The sequence below is a fragment of the Flavisphingomonas formosensis genome (assembly GCF_009755815.1).
GTDB lineage: Bacteria > Pseudomonadota > Alphaproteobacteria > Sphingomonadales > Sphingomonadaceae > Flavisphingomonas > Flavisphingomonas formosensis.
Window position 1 is genome coordinate 20,251 of record NZ_WRPK01000022.1, and the last position, 19,634, is coordinate 39,884.

Annotated in this window: 14 protein-coding genes and 1 rRNA gene; 6 read left to right on the plus strand and 9 right to left on the minus strand. The window is 65.1% G+C overall.

Going from position 1 to position 19,634, the window contains the following annotated elements:
• Positions 1-46: 46 nt before the first annotated feature.
• The 3 genes from GQY20_RS31430 to GQY20_RS31440 are packed head-to-tail and all read left to right on the plus strand — an operon-like array spanning position 47 to position 3,741.
• Positions 47-1,630 (plus strand): DHA2 family efflux MFS transporter permease subunit, encoded by a 1,584-nt coding sequence (locus tag GQY20_RS31430; protein WP_157221126.1) that lies wholly within the window; start codon positions 47-49, stop codon positions 1,628-1,630.
• Between the two features lie 11 nt (positions 1,631-1,641).
• Entirely contained in the window at positions 1,642-3,087 is a 1,446-nt protein-coding gene (locus tag GQY20_RS31435) for an efflux transporter outer membrane subunit (RefSeq protein ID WP_157221127.1), read from the plus strand.
• Positions 3,088-3,096: 9 nt separating this feature from the next.
• Complete coding sequence (locus tag GQY20_RS31440) at positions 3,097-3,741, plus strand: TetR/AcrR family transcriptional regulator (protein WP_157221128.1); 645 nt, start codon at positions 3,097-3,099, stop codon at positions 3,739-3,741.
• 95 nt (positions 3,742-3,836) lie between these two features.
• Here GQY20_RS31440 and GQY20_RS31445 read toward each other — a convergent pair whose 3' ends face one another.
• From GQY20_RS31445 to GQY20_RS31485, 9 genes are all read right to left on the minus strand, one after another.
• Positions 3,837-4,583 carry an HAD-IIB family hydrolase gene (locus GQY20_RS31445; protein WP_157221129.1) on the minus strand — a complete coding sequence of 249 codons (747 nt, stop codon included), beginning with the start codon at positions 4,581-4,583 and terminating at the stop codon, positions 3,837-3,839.
• On the minus strand, positions 4,580-5,443 hold the full coding sequence (locus GQY20_RS31450; RefSeq protein ID WP_157221130.1) for a Cof-type HAD-IIB family hydrolase: 864 nt from the start codon (positions 5,441-5,443) through the stop codon (positions 4,580-4,582). The genes GQY20_RS31445 and GQY20_RS31450 overlap by 4 nt, the downstream gene beginning before the upstream one ends.
• Positions 5,440-6,873, minus strand: coding sequence for a glucose-6-phosphate dehydrogenase (gene zwf / locus GQY20_RS31455; protein ID WP_157221131.1), 1,434 nt, complete (start codon positions 6,871-6,873; stop codon positions 5,440-5,442). Before zwf ends, GQY20_RS31450 begins: the two co-directional genes overlap by 4 nt.
• Positions 6,870-7,847, minus strand: coding sequence for a phosphogluconate dehydrogenase (NAD(+)-dependent, decarboxylating) (gnd, locus tag GQY20_RS31460; protein ID WP_157221132.1), 978 nt, complete (start codon positions 7,845-7,847; stop codon positions 6,870-6,872). Before gnd ends, zwf begins: the two co-directional genes overlap by 4 nt.
• A gap of 149 nt (positions 7,848-7,996) precedes the next feature.
• Positions 7,997-10,825: a bifunctional transaldolase/phosoglucose isomerase gene (locus GQY20_RS31465; protein WP_157221133.1), complete on the minus strand. Its 2,829-nt coding sequence runs from the start codon at positions 10,823-10,825 to the stop codon at positions 7,997-7,999.
• A complete protein-coding gene (tkt, locus tag GQY20_RS31470) occupies positions 10,822-12,897 on the minus strand; it encodes a transketolase (protein ID WP_157221134.1) in 2,076 nt (691 codons plus the stop codon). Before tkt ends, GQY20_RS31465 begins: the two co-directional genes overlap by 4 nt.
• Before the next feature lie 64 nt (positions 12,898-12,961).
• On the minus strand, positions 12,962-13,672 hold the full coding sequence (gene rpiA, locus GQY20_RS31475; RefSeq protein WP_157221135.1) for a ribose-5-phosphate isomerase RpiA: 711 nt from the start codon (positions 13,670-13,672) through the stop codon (positions 12,962-12,964).
• An 8-nt stretch (positions 13,673-13,680) separates the two neighbouring features.
• Entirely contained in the window at positions 13,681-14,973 is a 1,293-nt protein-coding gene (locus GQY20_RS31480; protein ID WP_157221136.1) for a glycoside hydrolase family 130 protein, read from the minus strand.
• A gap of 132 nt (positions 14,974-15,105) precedes the next feature.
• The gene (locus GQY20_RS31485) at positions 15,106-16,014 is read right to left on the minus strand and encodes a LysR family transcriptional regulator (protein ID WP_157221137.1); all 909 of its coding nucleotides are present in this window, start codon (positions 16,012-16,014) and stop codon (positions 15,106-15,108) included.
• Positions 16,015-16,176: 162 nt separating this feature from the next.
• On the opposite strand from GQY20_RS31485, the gene GQY20_RS31490 reads away from it, so the two are divergent.
• From GQY20_RS31490 to GQY20_RS31500, 3 genes are all read left to right on the plus strand, one after another.
• The gene (locus GQY20_RS31490; protein ID WP_157221138.1) at positions 16,177-17,460 is read left to right on the plus strand and encodes an NAD(P)/FAD-dependent oxidoreductase; all 1,284 of its coding nucleotides are present in this window, start codon (positions 16,177-16,179) and stop codon (positions 17,458-17,460) included.
• A 23-nt stretch (positions 17,461-17,483) separates the two neighbouring features.
• Positions 17,484-19,019, plus strand: coding sequence for an L-piperidine-6-carboxylate dehydrogenase (amaB, locus tag GQY20_RS31495; protein WP_157221139.1), 1,536 nt, complete (start codon positions 17,484-17,486; stop codon positions 19,017-19,019).
• A 530-nt stretch (positions 19,020-19,549) separates the two neighbouring features.
• Positions 19,550-19,634: ribosomal RNA gene (locus GQY20_RS31500) — 16S ribosomal RNA — on the plus strand; the annotation flags it as partial.

The window sequence follows — 19,634 nt, forward strand, 5'->3', positions numbered from 1 at the left end:
TGACACATATAATATTATAGGTATCATATAACAAGAGGCCATGCTCATGGCGATCGTCGTGCCGATGGCGTCCAATCCTTCCGAGTGGACGACACAGCGCAAATTCCTGGTCTTCGGCATATTGGCGTTCGGCCAGTTCATGGCGCTGCTCGACATCCAGATAGTCGCGGCATCGCTCAACGACGTGCAGGCGGGCCTCTCCGCGGGGCCGGACGAGGTGAGCTGGGTTCAGACCGCCTATCTGATGGCGGAACTGGTGATGATCCCTTTTTCGGCCTTCCTCGGCCAGGCCATGTCGACGCGCTGGCTCTTCGCCGCGTCGGCGGGCCTGTTCACCCTTTCCAGCATCGCCTGCGGCCTCGCCTGGAACATCGAATCCATGGCCACCTTCCGAGCCATCCAGGGTTTCGTCGGCGGCGCGATGGTGCCCAGCGTTTTCGCGGTCGGCTTCACCTTGTTCGAGGGCAAGCAGCGCGCGCTGATTCCGGCGATCCTCGGCATGGTGTCCGTGCTGGCGCCGACATTGGGGCCGACCGTCGGCGGTATCATCACCGAAGCGTTGGACTGGCGCTGGATCTTCTTCATCAACGTCGTCCCTGGTGTCGCGGTGACGGTGCTGACCATATTTTTCGTCCGGGTCGATAGTGCGGATCCCGAGATGTTCGGCCGGATCGACTGGTCGCATCTGCTGGCGATGGCGGTGGCGCTCGGGGGGCTCGAATATGTGCTGGAGGAAGGGCCGCGCAAGGATTGGTTCGGCGATCCGACGATATTAATGGCGGCTTGGTTCTCGCTGGTGGCCTTTGGCCTGTTCCTCGAACGCTCCTTCTTCTCGAGGAATCCGATCGTGCGGCTCACGCCTTTCCGCAATCCTACCTACGCCTTCGCCTGCCTGTTCAATCTGGTGATCGGCTTCGGCATCTATTCGTCCACCTATCTGCTGCCCGTCTTCCTCGGCCGGGTACGGGATTTCGACAGCCTGCAGATCGGCACGACGGTGTTCATCGTCGGCGCGGGCCAGTTCGTCAGCACGATCATCGCCGCGCGCGCATCGCAATCGGTGGACCAGCGCCTGCTGATCACCATCGGCCTGATCGGTTTCGCCACCAGCATGTGGATGACGTCCTATCTGGGCGCAGACTGGGGCTTCGGGGAGCTTTTCTGGCCCCAGGTGGTCCGTGGCCTCTTCGTCATGCTCTGCATCGTGCCGTCGGTGAACATGGCCCTATCGGGCTTTCAGGGGCCTGAGCTGCGCTACGCCTCGGGGTTGTTCAATCTGATGCGAAACCTCGGCGGCGCGATCGGCATCGCCACGGTCAACACCTGGCTGCAGGACAATGCCCGTATCCAGGCGTCGCGCTTCGGCGAGGCGCTGGCGGGATCGGGCCGTACCGCGCAGGATATGACCGCCGATCTGGCCCATCGCCTCGGTGCCCTCACACCCGATCCCGACCGGGCGCTGCTGATGGCCAAGGGACTGCTCGCCCGCATCGTTGGCCGGCAAGCGCTCGTGATCGCGTTCGACGACGTCTTCCGGCTGATGGCGTGGATCTTTTTCGCCGCGCTGCTGATGGTGCCTTTCTGCCGTCCGCCTCGCGGCCCCCGTCCTTCGCCCGCCGATGCCCATTAGGGGGAGCCGCCATGCGCCTGTCTTCGATCCTGCTCGCTGCCACGGCCCTGACCGGTTGTACGGTCGGGCCCGATTATCATCGTCCCACCGTGGCACTTACACCGCATTTCCTATCCGCCGACGCGATCGACACCCGCGGGGTGGATGCGGATTGGTGGCGGGGTTTCGATGATCCGATCCTCGTGGGCCTGGTCGACAAGGCGATCGTCGGGAATACCGATCTCGCCCAGGCTCTTGCCCGGATCGAGCAGTCGCGTGCGGCGGCGCGCGGGGCAGGGGCGGCGCTGCTACCGTCGATCGATGGCACCGGCAGCGCCGGTACGGCCAGCCAGTCGCGCGAGACGCCGGTGGGCAAGGTAACACAAATTCTCGGCCTGCCGCGCGGCTATGACGAATATGCGGTGGGTGCGGAGGCATCCTGGGAGATCGATCTATTCGGCGGCCTGCGGCGCGGGCGCGAGGCAGCGCGCGCCGATCTTGCCGCCAGCCGCGCGGATGCGGGTGCGGTCACGATCGCGGTCGCGGCCGAGACGGCCGATGCCTATCTCGCGCTCCGCGCTCTTCAGGCGCGTCTCGTCGTCGCGGAGGATCAGGAACGGACGGAGCAGGCTCTCGTCGATCTGGTGCGGCAGCGTTTCGATCAGGGCTTGTCCGCCGAGCGCGAGCTCAACCGCGCCACCGCCGAACTGGAATCGGTGCGTGCCGCCAAGGCGCCGTTGCGCGCGGCGATTGCGGCCGAGCTCAACCGTCTCGACGTGTTGGTCGGCGAGCAGCCGGGCAGCAACCGCGCCTTATTGGGCGATGTCCACCCGATCCCCGTGGCTCCGCAACCGGCCGGCAGTGCGGCGCCTGCCGATCTGCTCCGGCGCAGGCCCGACGTGGTTGCTGCCGAACGGCGGCTGGCGGCGAGCAACGCCCGTATCGGCGTCGCGGTTGCGGACTATTATCCGCACATATCGCTCTCCGGCCTTGTCGGCGTCGCCAGCCTCGGGGCGTCGAACCTGTTTACCGGCGGGGCCGTGCAGGCTTCAGGGACGGCAGGATTGCGCTGGCGCCTGTTCGATTTCGGCCGGGTGGATGCCGGGGTCGCCTCCGCCCGCGGGCGTGAGGCCGAGGCGCTGGCGGCATGGCGCGGCTCCGTCTTGCGGGCTGCCGAAGATGTCGAGACGGCGCTCTCCCGTCTTGCCGAAGCGCGGACGGAACGCGATCGGCGTACTCGCCAACTCGCTGCGCTCACCACCGCGCGTGATCAGACGGAGCTGGCCTATCGGGGCGGCGTTGCGGCGCTCATCGACGTGCTCGATGCAGATCGGGAGCGGCTGGCGGCGGCCGATCGGCTGGCAAGCGTGCGTGCGGACGAGGCGCGTGCTGCCGTCGCTGCCTATCGAGCGCTCGGCGGCGGATGGCAGCCGGAGACGACGGGCCGCTTGGCATCTGCGGACCCACGCTCCAAGTAGGAGACGACGATGCGATACGATAGCGAACATAAGGCGCGAACGCGGGGGAGAGTACTCGGCGAGGCAGCCCAGGCGATACGCGTCGGCGGCATTGCCGGCGTCAGCGTGGCCGAGGTGATGGGGCGGGCGGGGCTGACCCATGGCGGTTTCTATGCGCATTTCAAATCGAAGGACGATCTGATTGCCGAGGCGATTCAGTACATGTTCGAAGAGCGTTACGCGCGCTATTTCGAACAGATCGATAAGCAGGACCCGAGCGGAGCGCTCGGTGGTTTCATCGATTCCTATCTGTCGATGCGGCATCGCGATGCGCCCGACCGGGGCTGCCCGATCCCGTCTCTGTCACCCGAGGCGACCCGCATGCCCGAGGCAGCCCGCACGCGCTTCGTGGCCGGCATCACCCGGTTGATCGAAGTGTTGTCCGGTCTCGTCGATCGGCTCGGCATCGGGGATGCGGAGACAGTGGCCAGTTCGGTGCTGGCCGAGCTGGTAGGTGCCATGGCTCTGGCCCGGACGGTCGAGGATCGCGATCGGGCCGAGCGTTTGCTGGACGCTTCCCGCAATGCACTGCAACGACGGTTGGGACTGACGGCAACAGAAGCTTCTTCGGAAGTAGCTGGCGGCGAGGGCTCTGCTACCCGCGAAGCGCGCTAACGATACGCGCTATTGCATGCGGCGATCGTCTTACAGATGCCGCCGATACAGATCCATTCGAGAAGATTATACATATAGTTAGTATCTTATATAATCTACTTCAGACAGGCTATGATAGCGGAAACCACACTCCGCGTTTCGGCGACGTCGCGCACGGCGATGCTGTCGATTCCTGCGGCTTTCACGGGATAATCATTTCCGCCGGGATACATGGCGTCGCCCAAGAACAACATGTCCTGCGCCGCTATGCCGATCACCTCGCTCAGCCGGCGGATCGCATAGGCCTTGTCGATCCCGCGCCGCGTGATGTCCACGGAGGTCGAGCCGCCGACATTGATCGACAGGTCGGGCAGCATGGTTTGCAGGATTGCCTGCAGCTTCTTCCGCTTGGCGAAATCCGGATCCCACGCCTTCTTCGCATCCAGCGGCGCTTCCTGGCCGAGGCCGGAATAGGTGATCTGGCTGCCGCGATCCTCGATCTTGTCGCCCCAGGTCCGGCTGTCGTTCAGCCCGGCTTCCGCGGAGGCCTTGTCGAGTGCGTCGATGATCGTCTTGCGCTCCGCCGCATCGAACACATCGGCATAGACCGCGTGCCAGGCCTCGTTTTCATATCGGTAGAGCTTGGTCCCGGTGGTCGGCATGATGAACAGCCGACTGAGGTCGCTGCCCGCCGGTATATGTGCCACCACCTGGGTTTCGAACTGTGGCCAGTCACCGCCGGAAATGACGGCGATCGCGGCGACGCCGAGCAATTGCTTCAACAGCGTGCCCATCTCCGGCTGGATCGGCTGCTTGCTCTCGGCCAGCGTGCCGTCGAGATCGAAGGCGATCAGCTTTTTCATCTATTCTCTCCCGCGCTGCTTGCCGGACCATCGCCGCTTGCCGGTTCACGCCGTGCCATCGGCAGGACGATCTCGTCGATGGCATGCGCCACGCCGTCCTGTTCGTTCGACAACGTGACCCGCATCGCAGCGGCGCGCACTTCCTCCGGCCCCTGGCCCATGGCGATCGAAAGGCCGGCGCGGGCGAACATCGGCAGGTCGTTGCGCTGGTCCCCGATGGCGGCCACTGCGCTCAGCGGAAGTCCGGCCGCCTGCGCCAGCGCGGCGAGGCCATCGCCCTTGTTGCCGCGCCGCGTCGTGACGTCGAGATAATATGGCTGGGATCGTGCCACCGTGGCTGTCGTGCTCAGCGCTGCCGCCACCGCGTCGTCGAGCTGCGCCAGCAGGGCATGATCGTCGCTCACGCCCACGATCTTGTCGACGCGGGCGATCAGGCCGGAAAAATCGTCGACCAATTGGGGTTCGACATTGGCGGCGAGGCGCTCGCGCGCGATCTTCGGATTGTCGAGGGTGCGGACATACCAGCGGCCATCCGCGAACAGCCAGGGCGTAACGCCGGGCGCGTCGATCAGAGCCAGCGCCCGCGCCGCGCAGGCCGGATCCAGCCGATCGGCGGAAATCACCCGGCCGTCCGCGGTCACGATCGTCGCGCCGTTGAATGCCGCGATCTCGCCGTCGAGCCCCAGCCGCTCGGCGATCCAGCACATGCCGCTCGGCGGCCGCGCGCTTATCAGGCTGAGCCGCAGTCCGGCCGCCTGCAGCCGCGCGACCGCGGCTATCACCGGTTCGGCGAGGCTCTTGTCATGGCGGACGAGCGTCCCGTCTATGTCCGAGACCAGGAGTCGGATGCCGCCGCTCATGCGATCGGGTTCCACCGGCGTCCGTCTCGGGCGATCAGCGCATCCGCGGAAGCGGGCCCGTCGCTGCCCGGATCATAGGGTTCCGGCTCGCCGTCGCTGGCCCAGGCGTCGAGCAAGGGCTGTACCGCGCGCCAGCCGGCCTCGATCTGGTCCGCGCGCTGGAACAGCATCTGGTCGCCGATCAACACGTCGTAGAGCAGGGTTTCGTAGCCGGTCTGATGGCTCACCGGGAAATGGTCGGCATAGACGAAGTCCATGCTAACCGGCACGGTGTCGATCAGCGGCCCGGGCTGCTTCGCGACGAAGTCGAGCTTGATGCCCTCATGCGGCTGGAGCTGGAGGACGAGGCGGTTGGGCGGCAGCTCGTCGACGCCTTCCTCGCGGAACAGCTTCAGCGGCGCGTCCCGAAAATGGATGATGATCTGCGTGTCGCGTGCGCGCATCGCCTTGCCGGTCCGGAGATAAAAGGGCACGCCGGACCAGCGCCAGCTTTCCACCTGCACCTTGAGCGCGACGTAGGTCTCGGTCTTGCTCTTTGGGGCGACCTCCGGCGTCTTGCGATAGGCTGTGATCTCCTTGTCGCCGATCTTTCCGGCCTCGTAGCGGCCGCGCACCGCGTCGGCGGGCTCGATGCGGCGGATGGCGGCGATCAGCTTCGCCCGTTCGCTACGCACCGCCTCCGCCTCGAAACTGTTCGGCGGTTCCATGCCGACCAGCGCGAGGAGCTGAAAGAGATGATTGGGCACCATGTCGCGCAAGGCGCCGGTCGCATCGTAAAATTTGCCGCGAGTGCCCACATCCACGGTCTCGGCTGCGGTGATCTCGACATGATCGACATAGCGGTTGTTCCAGACCGCCTCGAGGTGGACGTTGGCGAAACGAGCCACGAGGATGTTCTGGACGGTTTCCTTGCCGAGGAAATGATCGATCCGGTAGAATTGAGTCTCGGCCGCACGGGCCAGGAGACGCGCGTTGAGGGCTTTTGCAGAGGCCAGGTCGGTGCCGAAAGGTTTTTCGATGACCACCCGGCGGAACCCCTTTTTTTCCTCCAGAAGGCCGGCGTCGGCAAGGCTGTCGACGATCGGCCCGAAAAAAGATGGGGCGGTCGCGAGGTAGAAGACCGCGTTGCCGTCGATCCGCTCGGCTAGCGCCTCGAAGGTCGCGGCATCGGTGAAGTCTCCCTTCAGATAATGGATCCGCTCGCGCAACGTAGCCCACGCATCGTCAGCCTCGATGAAATCGTCGAGTTCGCTGCGCAGCGCCGCATCGTCCTTATCGTGATGGCTGACGCCCAGCACCGTGGTCTGCTCGGCCAGCAGGCCACCGCGGGTGAGGTTGAGCAGGGCAGGGACAAGCAGGCGCCGGGTGAGATCGCCCAATGCCCCGAAAATGACGAAAGTCGCAGGCGGCGCGACGGGCGCCTTCCTCATTGCGGCATCTCCACATGGCCGCCGAAGCCGAAGCGCATTGCGGACAGCAGCTTGTCGCCGAACGTCGATTCCACGCGGCTGCGATAGCGGGCGAACAGCGCGGCGGACAGGACATTGGCCGGCACGGCCTCTTCCATCGCGGCCTCGATCGTCCAATGGCCTTCGCCGCTGTCGGCTACGCGGCCGCTATAATGATCAAGATGATGATCCTTCACGAGGCCGATCGCGCAAAGATCGAGCAGCCAGGAGGAGATTACGCTGCCGCGCCGCCAGACCTCGGCGACATCGGGCAGGTCGATGGTGAAGCGTTCCTCCTCCGGCAATGTCTCGGACGCCTTGCCCTTCAATATATCGAAGCCCTCGGCATAAGCCTGCATCAGCCCATATTCGATGCCGTTGTGGACCATCTTGACGAAATGGCCCGCACCGGCTGGGCCGGCGTGGATATAGCCGCGCTCCGCCCGATCGTCCGGCGCGTCCCGTCCTTCGGTGCGCGGGATCGAGCCATAGCCGGGCGCCAGGGTATCGAAGATCGGATCCAGTCCATCCACGACCGCCTTGTCGCCGCCGATCATCATGCAATAGCCGCGCTCCAGCCCCCAGACGCCGCCCGAAGTGCCGACGTCGACATAGCGGATACCGCTTTCGAGGCAGGTTTTCGCGCGACGAATGTCGTCCTTGTAGAAGGTGTTGCCGCCATCGATTATGATATCGCCTGAGGAAGCGATGCGGCGCAGTTCGGCAATGGTATCCTCTGTCGGTCCGCCCGCCGGCAGCATGACCCAGAAAATGCGTGGCCCGTCCAGCTTGGCAACGACATCCTCGAGCGAGACGGCGCCGGTCGCGCCTTCGCTGGCCAATGTCTCGACGGCCTTGGCATCGCGATCATAGGCGACGATCTCGTGGCCACCGCGCATCAGCCGCCGCGCGATATTGGCGCCCATCCGGCCGAGGCCGATCATTGCAAGACGCATGGTATTGGTCTCCTCATTTTAGCGGCAGATTCTTGACGGCAGATTTCGAGGTTCACTCGTCCCGAACATAGCCCGGGAGTTCATTGGCGGTCTCGCCTTAGCGGCAAAAGGGAGCGACCGTTCGAGGCGGGCCGGCTCTGGCAAGGTGATCAGCTCAAAACGCGCAACAGGGCGGCCTTGAGCGCTGCGATCCCGCCACCGCCTTTCTTGAGATGGACTCTGAGCACACGGCGACCGCGCTCTGCAAGCACGTCCATATCGCCGCGCGCCTGGGCAATCTGGATGGTGCCGAAGCTTGCCTGATGGCCGGGTATGGAGAGGTCCGGATCGGGATCGCGCGTGATCGTCAGGAAGGCGCCGCTATTGGGCCCGCCCTTATAGGCCTGTCCGGTCGAATGGAGGAAGCGCGGGCCGAACCCGGCGACGGTCGCGACGGACTTCGCGTCGCGGACTGCGACCCGCATGGCGCCGATCGCTTCCGCATTGGTCTCGTTGCGTTCGACATAGGCGAGGAAGCCGGCATAGTCGCCCGGTCTGAGGCTCGCGAGATGCAGTTCCAGCAGACGGTCGGGATCGGCAGCGGTCTCGGCCATCGCCTTGGGAGCGAACAGCGCGAAGTCGGCGCTTTCGGCGATCGGGGTCTCGGGCTGCAGATGGCCGGAGCGCTCATAGGCATCGACGAGCTTGCGGGTCGCTACCTTCGCATCCTCCACGTCCGGCTGGTCGAACGGATCGATGCCGATCACCGCACCGGCAATGGCGGTCGCCACTTCCCAGCGGAAAAATTCCTGCCCGATCTGGTCGCGCCGGGCGAGGGTGATGCGGAGAACCGGATGCCCTGCATCTGCCAGGGCTTTCAACTTGTCCGAATTATCATCCTTATCCCCTTGGAGATGGAAGGAAACAAAGATCCGGTCCGCGCAATAATGGCCCGGTCCGCCGAGGGGTTCGAGATCTACCGGCACGATGCCTTTGCCGTGCTTGCCGGTGGACTCGGCGAGCAGTTGTTCCAGCCAGGCGCCCAGCGGCGTGAGGCTGGCAGAGGTGACGATGGTCAGCTTGTCTCGTCCATCCACTGCCGCCTTGCCGATGATCACGCCCAGCCGGACTCCGGGATTAGCCGCGGGCGGCACGTCAGCATTGCAGGCCTGCACCATTGGCGCGGTCGCTTCATAGAAGGCAGCGATATCGAGTCCCATCGCCGCCGCGGGCACCATGCCGAAGACGGAGAGCACCGAGTAGCGGCCTCCGATCGCCTTATCGCCCGCAAAGACGTGAGCGAAGCCATGCTCCGCCGCCACGGCCTCCAGCTTCGATCCGGGGTCGGTTACCGCGACGAAATGGCCGCCTTGCTGCCCCTCTGCGGCATAAAAATAGGCGCGCAGCAACTCCGGCTCCATCGTCGATCCGGATTTCGAGGAAACGATGAACAGCGTCCTGGCCGGATCGATCCTGCTCGCCACGTCGCCGATCTGGCCGGGATCGGTCGTGTCCAACACATGCAGCGTCGGGCTGCCGGGGGCGGCACCGAAGATCAGGGAGAGCACTTCCGGTCCGAGACTGGATCCGCCCATGCCGAGCAGAACCGCATCCCGATAACCTTTTGCTTCCTCGCCGAAGCGCCGGAGCGCTTCGACATCAACTTGCTTGCCTTCTGCCGCCGGCATCCAGCCCAGCCAGTCGCCCTCGTCCTTGCTTGTCCACAAGCTCGCGTCACCCTGCCACAGCCGGCGGGACCAAGCCTCCGCACGCGCTGCCTCGAGCCGCGCATCCACCGCCCGCTCCAGCGCAGGCGGCAAATCTGCCTCCATCGCGTTCAAGCGGTCGCCGAGGAAGCTTGCGCGCTTGGCGGCGACCGCGCCGAGCAGCGCATCTGCCGCATCGGCAAATTGCTTGACGCCATCCTCCACCAGATCGCGCGTGACGCCGGCCAGGTCGAGGCCGAGCCGCTCCGCCTCCGCCAGCACCTTGCGCGCCCCGTCCACATCTTCCGTCAGCGTCAGCCCTATGGTGCCATGATCGCGAAAGGCATCCATCGTCTTGGGAGGCATGGTGTTGACCGTATCCGGGCCGATCAGCGTATCGACATAGAGAGTGTCGGGATAGTTCGGATCCTTGGTCCCGGTGGAGGCCCAGAGCAGGCGCTGCGGCATCGCCCCTTTGGCGGCCAGATCCTGCCAGCGCCTGCTGGCGATCATCTCCAGATACCAGGCATAAGCGAGCTTTGCGTTGGCGATGGCCACCTTGCCGCGCAGGCGCTTCAGCGCCTCGCTTTCTGCATCGCCGTCCTTCACGCGTATATCGATCTTCTTGTCGATCTGCGTGTCGATGCGACTGACGAAGAAGCTTGCGACGCTGGCTATCCGGTCTACCGGCTCGCCCCTGGCGACGCGCGCCTCCAGCGCGGCGAGATAGGCTTCGGCGACCTGCTGATAGGCCTGCTGTGCGAAGAGCAGGGTGATGTTGATATTGATCCCGTCTTCGAGGAGCTGCCGGATCGCTGGCACGGCCTCCTCCGTAGCCGGCACCTTGATCATCAGGTTGGGCCGGTCGACCGCCTGCCAGAGTCGCCGGGCCTCGGCGATCGTCGCCTCCTTGTCGATGGCGAGATAGGGTGACACTTCGAGGCTCACATAGCCGTCCTTGCCGTTCAGCCGATCGTAGACCGGCCGAAGATCGTCGGCCGCGGCGCGGATATCGGCAATGGCGGCATCCTCGTAGCTTGCGGTGACGCTTGCCGGGCCTTTCCCAGCGAACGCTCGGAAGCCCTCGTCATAGGCGTCGCCATGGCCCATCGCTTTTTCGAAGATGGACGGATTGGAGGTGACGCCCGTCGCGCCGTCACGGTCGATCAGTTCGCGCAGGCCGCCCTTCTCCAGGAAGCTGCGATCCACGAAATCGAGCCATACCGCCTGACCGAGGTCGTGCAGCTGCATCAGGCGGCTGGTGACGCCCGGCTTGTCGATGACATCGCTCATCCGTTCTTCTCCATCACGCTGCGTGCGACCTTGACGATATTGTCGACCGTGAAGCCGAACTTCTCCTGCAGCTTGGCGAGCGGCGCCGATGCGCCGAAGGTGGACATGGTGATGGTTGCCCCATCCTGTCCGACGTAGCGATCCCAGCCGATCGCGCCGCCCTGCTCCACTGCCACGCGCGCGCGGATGGCTGGAGGCAGCACGCTATCGCGATAAGCCTGGTCCTGTTTTTCGAAGAGATACCAGCTCGGCAGCGATACGAGACGCGATCGCACGCCTTCCGAGGCAAGCCTTTCATGTGCGGCAGCCGCGAGGGGGAGTTCGCTGCCCGTGGCGATCAGGATCGTCTCGGGATCGCCTTCGTCCGGATCCGCGAGCACATAGCCACCTTTCTCCAGCCCTTCCGCCGCGGCGTATCGCGACCGATCGAGCGTCGGTACCGCCTGGCGCGACAAGATCAGCGCCGTCGGTTCGTGCGTATGCGTGATCGCCACCTTCCACGCGATGGCCACCTCATTGGCATCGCCGGGACGAATGGTGTCGAGACCGGGAATGGCGCGCAGCGTTGCGAGATGCTCGATGGGCTGGTGCGTCGGCCCGTCTTCGCCGACGCCGATGGAATCATGGGTGAACACGAAGATCACCGGAAGTTCCATGATCGCGGCCAGCCGGATCGGCGGGCGCATATAGTCCGCGAAGACGAGGAAGGTGCCCGTGTAGGATCGCAGATAACTCAGCGCCATGCCGTTGGCGATCGATCCCATCGCATGCTCGCGTACGCCGAAATGCATGTTGCGTCCGTCATAATGGCCGGCTTCGAACGCTGCCGCCTCCTTGATGTCGGTCTTGGTCGAGGGTGAAAGGTCCGCAGCTCCGCCCAGCAGCGCCGGGATGCAGGGGGAGATGGCGTTGAGCACCTTGCCGCCGCTGTCGCGCGTCGCGAGCCCCTTCTCGTCGGCTGGGAAGCTGGGCAGCATTTCCTGCCATCCGTCGAGCACCCTGCCGCGCCGCATTGCCTCTAGCTCTTCCGCCTCGGCCGGATAGGCGTCGCGATAGCGGACGAATAGCTTTTCCCAATCCTCTCGCAGGGCCCGGCCACGCTTCGAGATTGCGCCGCCGAATGCATCCGACACACCGTCGGGAACGAGGAAATGCGCGTCCTCCGGCCAGCCATAGCCGCGCTTGGTGGAGCGTACATTTTCTTCGCCCAGCGCCTCGCCATGCGCCTTCTCGCTTCCCGCACGGGGCGATCCCCAGCCGATCACGGAGTGGACGATGATGAAGGTCGGCCGGTCGTCGGTGGCCTTGAAAGTCCGGATCGCCTCTGCAAACGCCTCCGTGTCGTTGGCATCCTCGACGCGCAGTACCTTCCAGCCATAGCCTTCGAAGCGCAGGCGCACGTCCTCGGTGAAGGCGAGTTCGGTCGACCCTTCGATGCTGATCTGGTTGGAATCGTAGATCCAGCAAAGGTTGGCGAGCTTGAGGTGGCCGGCGATCGATGCGGCTTCGCCCGATACGCCTTCCATCATGTCGCCATCGCCGCACAGGGCATAGACGTCATGATCGAAAAGGGTGAAGCCTTCGCGGTTGTAGCGAGCGGCGAGTGCGCGTTCGGCGATCGCCATTCCCACGGAATTGCCACATCCCTGGCCGAGTGGCCCCGTCGTCGTCTCCACGCCGGTGGTCATGCGATATTCGGGGTGGCCCGGGGTCTTGGAACCGAGCTGACGGAAGGCTTTGATGTCGTCGAGGCTCACCGCGGGCTTGCCGGTCGGTTTGCCCTCGGCATCGATCTCGCGGACGTCGGCCAGATGCAGCACGGCATAGAGGAGCATCGAAGCATGGCCGACCGACAGCACGAAGCGATCCCGGTTCGGCCAATCCGGCTTTTCCGGATCGTAGCGCAGGAAATCGCGCCACAGCGTGTAGGCGATCGGTGCCAAGGCCATCGGCGTGCCCGGATGACCGGAATTCGCCTTTTGCACGGCATCCATCGCAAGCGTCCGGATCGTATCGATCGCCAGGCGTTCGGGCGAGCCGTCTTCATGGACGGAGACATGTTTGGTGGACATGGGAGACACCTTCCGCGGTTTCCTGTCGAACGAGAAGCTAAACCAAAGGATGCACCGGCATCGGTCATCCGTCTGCCGTGGGAGGGGGCCTGTCGCGTCGGATCACGCCGTCCCCGTCGCCGAGATAGAGCGCATCTATCTCTTCGACGAACAGCCCGTGGCCGAGCGCGCCGGGAATGGCGCTCAGTGCCACGGCGAGTGCTGCGGGATCCGAGACCGGGCCGAAGGCGCAGTCGAGGATGACATTGCCCTGGTCGCTCCGCGCTGGACCATCCGTGCCGGCGCGCAGATGCGCGGTCCCGCCGAGCAGCGTCACCCGGCGCGCGACGAAGGCGCGGGCCAGCGGCAGCACCTCGATAGGAACCGGCCGCGCGCCGAGCCGGTCGACGAACTTGGATGCGTCGGCGATTGCGATCATTCGGGATGCGGCGCTCGCCACGATCTTTTCGCGCAGCATGGCGCCGCCCGCCCCCTTGATGGCTCGAAACAGCGGATCGATCTCGTCGACCCCGTCTATGGCCAGATCCAGAGAGTCGACGTCGTCCATCGCGACGAGAGGGATGCCCATGCTCAGCGCCGCCGCGGCGGTGCGTTCCGATGTCGCCACCGCCCGCACGGACAGCCCGTCGCGCATACGCCGGGCAATCGCGGCGATCGCGAAGGCGGCGGTGCTGCCCGTGCCGAGGCCGACGGTCATGCCATCGCCGATCTCGGCGGCGGCCGCCTCCGCGGCGGCCCGCTTGCGGCGATCGATCGCGTCGGGCTGGGCGGCCATCGCGTCCTCTATTCCATTGCCGCCAGGATATGATCGATCGGCGCGCTCGCAAAGGTGGTGACCGTGTCGCCGACGCCATAAGGCAGCAGCAGAGTGCGATCGTGCACGAGCGCGCCGCAGCTATAGACGACATTCGGCACATAGCCTCCAGCATCGGCGAAGCTCGGGAAGAGCAGTGGCCGCGCCGTCCGGCCGAGCAGCTTGGAAGGATCGTCCTTGTCGAGCAGGCACGCGCCCATGCAATAGGCCCGGACCATGCCCACGCCGTGGGTCAACACCAGCCAGCCTTCGTCCAGTTCGATCGGCGACCCGCAATTGCCCATCTGGACATATTCCCAGGGCCAGCGCGGGCTGATGATCTTGCGGCCGCCGTTCCAGGTGTAGAGATCGTCGGAGTCGAGCAGCCAGATATTCTCGCTGTCCTGGCGGCCGAGCGCGGCATAGCGCCCGCCGATGCGTCGGGGAAAGAGGGCCATGCCCTTATATCCCGCCATGTCGCCTTGCACCGGCACTAGCTCGAAGCTGTGGAAATCCGGCGTGCGCAAAATTTCCTGCCGGACTTCCGCGCCGCTGAACGCCGTGTAGGTGCCGACGATGCAACTGCTGCCGTCCTCCTCGCTGAGGCGCAGCAGCCGCAGATCCTCGATGCCCTGATGCTGGCTCGGCGTGACCGGAAACAGCACCGCTTCGGAAATGTCGCGTTGTTCCATGCAGGACATGCGAAGCGTGGTTCGCTCGGTGCGGCCGTCGTGCTGCTCGATGGTTAGCGGCACGCCATAGGGGCTCGGTTCTTCGATCGCGACATCGCCGTCGCCATTCCAAACGCCGCGCCGGAAGGTCACGGAAGACACATGGCCTTCGCCGATTCCTCGCAGCGAGAGCAGGAAGCGCACCGCACCCGGCGGTAGTCCGCTCTGGTCGTCGTCCAATATGATGCTCGGGTTGAACAGCGCCGCGGCCTCGAAGGCATATTCCTCGCTGAAATAGGCGCCGATGAGCAGTGCCTGGCGGTCATTTGCCTCGCACGGCCAGATCGCCGGCCGCATTTCCTCGAAGCGCTGACGGAAATAGCGTTCGGCATTGGCGTGACGCTTTGTCATCGGCGTCATCACGGCTGCGATTATGCTTTCTAGCCGGTCTCCATCCAATTCTAGCACGCGCTGCGCGATGCGTTGCGCGCGCGGATGGGCCTCGTCGGCAAATGCGGCCGGGTCGGCAAGGTCGAAGGGGCGGATGACGGTACGCGAAGGATCCGGTTTGAGGACCACTTTGGCATGGGTGAGAATATCGTCGTCTGCCATCCGGTCCCGGCTCCCGCTAACTTAGGTTGCTCTGCGCAACGCTTTTCGCAGCCGATGGGTGCATGGATCGGATGAACAATCGGACAGGTGGCGGATCGCGGCGAACCCCGCGCGAGATGCAGCGAGCGGGCGTCATTCGCATCCTGCCGAGAAGCGACGCGCTTCCTGGACAATCCAGGCCCGGAAGAGTTCGAGCGGCGGATGACGGTCGTGGGTTTGCGGCCAGGCGAGATAATAGCTTTCGGCGCTTTGCATGGGCATATGTATCGCGCGGACCAGTTCGCCTCGCGCCAGTTCCGCGTCGATCAGGAACTCGGGCAGAAGCGCGACGCCCAGCCCGGCCGAGGCGGCCTGGGCGGCTAGCGCGAACTGGTCGAGCAGCATGCCGTGCACTTCGCCGGGATCGATGTCGTTGGTGGCGAACCAGCGTTCCCAGGCATCAGGCCGCGAAACCAGATGCAGTAGGGGGGCGGAGAGCAGGTCGGCGGGAGCCGCGAAGCGATGGCGGTCGCGCAAGGCGGGGCTGCATGCCGGCACGACGGTTTCCCCCATGAGCAGCTCCAGCTCGGCACCGGGCCATTCGGGCAGGCCGAAATGGATGGCGGCATCGACCGAGTCAAAGCCGAAATCGAACGGAACCAGGCGCGTCGTCAGGTTGATGGTGATGCCGGGATGGGCGGCGAGGAAGTCGGGCAGGCGGGGGGCAAGCCACCGTGTCCCGAAGGTCGGCAATATCGCCAGATGCAACGATCCGCCGCTCGGATTGGCCCGAAAGCTCAGCGTGGCGCCGGCGATGCGGGTCAATGCATCGCGTATCTCGCGCGCATAGGCGGCGCCGGCGGTGGTAAGTCGCACGGTCTGTCGCTCGCGATGGAACAGCTCGGATCCCAATATCTCTTCGAGCGCCCGAATCTGTCGGCTCACTGCGCTCTGCGTCAGCGCCAGCTCGCGGGCTGCCGCAGTGAAGCTCTGGTGGCGCGCTGCAGCCTCGAAGGCGGAGAGCAGAGGCGTGGGCGGCAGGAAGCGTCGCGGAAGGCTCATATCATTCCATCGTGGAACCAACTTCGTCCGAAACCTCGCTTGCTGCCTGACGCATCCGTTCGCAAGATATTCCGTGATGGCATGATGTGGCGAGGGGGCGACGATGCGGAAGGGAAGGGGACGGACGGCGCCTGTTTCCTCGCACGGAGAGTGGGGCGTGCGATGAGCGGCGATCCGCTTACGCACGGCCTCTGGGCTGCCTCAGCGCCCGCCGCCCCGCTTGCTTGCCCGTTGGTCGGCGACGTGCGGGCGGACGTCGTCGTTATCGGGGCAGGTTTCACCGGCTGCTCGGCCGCGTTGCACATTGCGGAGGCCGGGCGTTCGGCGGTCGTTCTCGAGGCGCGGGAGATCGGCTTCGGGGCGTCGGGACGCAATGTCGGGCTGGTCAATGCAGGCATGTGGGTGATGCCGGAGGACATGCCGCAGGCGCTGGGCGTACAATTTGGGGAACGGATGCTCGACCGGCTTGGCGCCGCGCCGGGGCTCGTTTTCGATCTCATCGCGCGCCACGGCATTCCGTGCGAGGCGGAACGCGTAGGGACGCTGCATTGCGCGGTCGGAGACGCGGGGCTTCGCGAAATTACCGAGCGGGCGAGGCAGTGGCGCGCCCGTGGAGCCGATGTCGCGTTGCTGGATGCCGGCGAGGCCGCGCGGTGGATCGGCAGCAGGGCCTATTCCGGAGCGCTGCTCGATCGCCGCGCCGGGACGATCCAGCCTCTCGCCTATGTGCGCGGATTGGCCCGGGCGGCAACCGCGGCGGGCGCGCGCATCCATGAGTGGTCCGAGGTGATCGGCTGGGACGATCTGGGCTCCGGATGGCGGGTTCGTACCGCATCGGGCAGCGTCACGGCACCTTGGGTGATCGTCGCGACCGATGCCTATTCTCTGGGTTTCTGCGGAGCGCCGAAGCGCGGGCAGGTGATGCTGCCCTATTTCAACATGGCCACAGCTCCGCTCGACGAAGCGGCTCGGCGCGAGATCCTGCCGGGAAGGCAGGGGGCGTGGGACACGCGGCAGATCCTCTCGTCCTTCCGCCTGGATCGCGCTGGTCGCCTGGTTTTCGGCAGCGTCGGCGCATTGCGGCGCGGTGGAAACTTGGTCCATGCGCGCTGGAGCCGGGGCGAGCTGGCACGACTTTTTCCACAGCTGGCCGAAGTCGAGTTCGAACATAGCTGGTATGGTTTCATCGGAATGACCGACAACTCACTGCCGAATTTCGTTAAATATGATAGAAACATCTACTCCATCAGCGGCTTCAACGGCCGTGGAATAGCGCCCGGCACCAGCTTCGGCCGCGATCTTGCGCGCCTCGCGCTCGGCGAGATCGAGCCCGAACATCTTGCTCTTCCGCTGACGCCCGCTCGCGAGGCCCGCTTGCGCGCCGCGAAGGGCGCCTTTTACGAGATGGGCGCGCAGGTCGCCCATCTCACCGGAATTCGGTTCTGATCTTTATCGTAAGGAATTACCTCATGCCTCTGTCGCTTGCCGCCGAGACCCGTCAGCTCCTGCTTGCGCTCGGCGTCGATGCCGCTCTGTTCGAGGGCGGTACGCTCGCGGTGCATTCGCCGCTCACGGGGGAGCGGATCGCCAACGTGCGGGAAACAGTGGAGGCGGAGGCGGACCGCCTGATCGCGGACGCCACGCAGGCCTTTCTCGCCTGGCGTCGCGTGCCGGCGCCCCGGCGTGGCGAGTTCGTCCGTCTGCTGGGCGAGGAACTGCGCGCCCACAAGCAGGAACTAGGCCGTCTCGTTTCGATAGAGGTCGGCAAAGCGCCGTCGGAAGGGCTCGGCGAAGTTCAGGAAATGATCGACATTTGCGACTTCGCGGTCGGATTGTCCCGACAGCTCTACGGCCTGTGCATAGCTTCGGAACGGTCCGATCATCGCATCACCGAGCAATGGCACCCGATCGGCCCGGTCGGCGTGATTTCTGCCTTTAATTTTCCGGTGGCGGTGTGGAGCTGGAACGCCGCGCTCGCTTTCGTGTGCGGGGACAGCGTGCTCTGGAAGCCTTCTGAAAAGGCGCCGCTCACCGCGCTCGCGGTCAAGGCGCTGGTCGATCGCGTCTGCGCGCGTTTCGGGGACGAGGCGCCGGCCGGTCTGCTCGGTCTGCTGCTCGGCGACCGGGCGTTGGGCGAATATCTGGTCGACGATGTCCGGGTGCCGGTAATCTCCGCCACGGGATCGACGCGGATGGGCCGCATGGTCGGCGAGCGGGTCGCGCGGCGGTTCGGGCGCGCGATATTGGAGCTGGGCGGGAACAACGCCTCGATCGTCACGCCGTCGGCGGATCTCGATCTCACCCTGCGCGCCGTCGCTTTCGGCGCGATGGGCACGGCCGGGCAACGCTGCACCACGTTGCGCCGCCTGATCGTGCATCGCGACGTCTATGACCGGCTGGTGCCGCGGCTGGCTGCCGTCTATCGCAGGATCAGCGTCGGCAATCCGCTGGAGGGCGATGCGCTGGTCGGTCCGCTGATCGACGGCGCCGCCTTCGATGCGATGCAGCGGGCACTGGGGGCGGCGCGTGCGGCCGGCGGAAGGGTCCATGGGGGCGAGCGCGTCGATGTGAACGGAGAGGCGTCCTTCTATGCCCGTCCGGCACTCGTCGAGATGCCGGAGCAGGTGGCCTGCGTGCGCGAGGAGACGTTTGCGCCGATCCTCTACGTTCTCGCCTATGACCGGATCGAGGATGCGATCGCCTTGCAGAATGCCGTACCGCAGGGCCTTTCCTCCTCGATATTCGCCACCGACATGCGCGAGGTCGAGCAGTTCCTGTCCGCATCGGGTTCGGATTGCGGCATCGCCAACGTCAACATGGGCACGTCCGGGGCCGAGATCGGTGGGGCCTTCGGCGGCGAGAAGGAGACAGGTGGGGGGCGCGAAAGCGGCTCGGACAGCTGGAAGGCCTATATGCGGCGCCAGACCAGCGCGATCAATTATGGCCGTAGCTTGCCGCTGGCGCAGGGAGTGACCTTCGATGTCGAGGATGAGGCGGAAGGCTGATCGCGGACGAGCCGGCGCCCGAAAGCGACGACTCGCCGGGTATGGAAATCCGAGATTCGGCGCGGCCGTGCCCGGTGCGGCGACCTGGGGCGTCGGACGGAATCGGCTGAGTGAGGGTCGGCGAATTTCGTCGAGAATATGGGCGGAATGAGGGACATGGAGCGGCGATCATCGTAAAAATGTCATGAAACGATGATTGGGTGTTGACGGGCCGCAGCGCTCCCCATATACCGCCCCTCGTCGACGGCGGCGGGCACATGCGGCCTGCTTCTGCGCCTCACCAGATCGGGGATCCGATAGCTCGATGGAAATCGGGATGGTGGGGTGTCGGCTCTTTCTCATTGTCGGTTTGATGAAGGGACATGTGGGCGGCGGCCCCGTGCCTGTGGGTTTCAAGGCCACGGGTTCACGGTAGCAATAAGCCGTTCCAGATGTCCTATTACACATCCATTTGTGTATTGTGCGGGAACGGCTCCTTGAAATGCCGGCCTGACGCTCTGGTTATTCCGCCGGGGTGTCTGGTTGGACATCAACTTGAGAGTTTGATTCTGGCTCAGAACGAACGCTGGCGGCATGCCTAACACATGCAAGTCGAACGAAGGCTTCGGCCTTAGT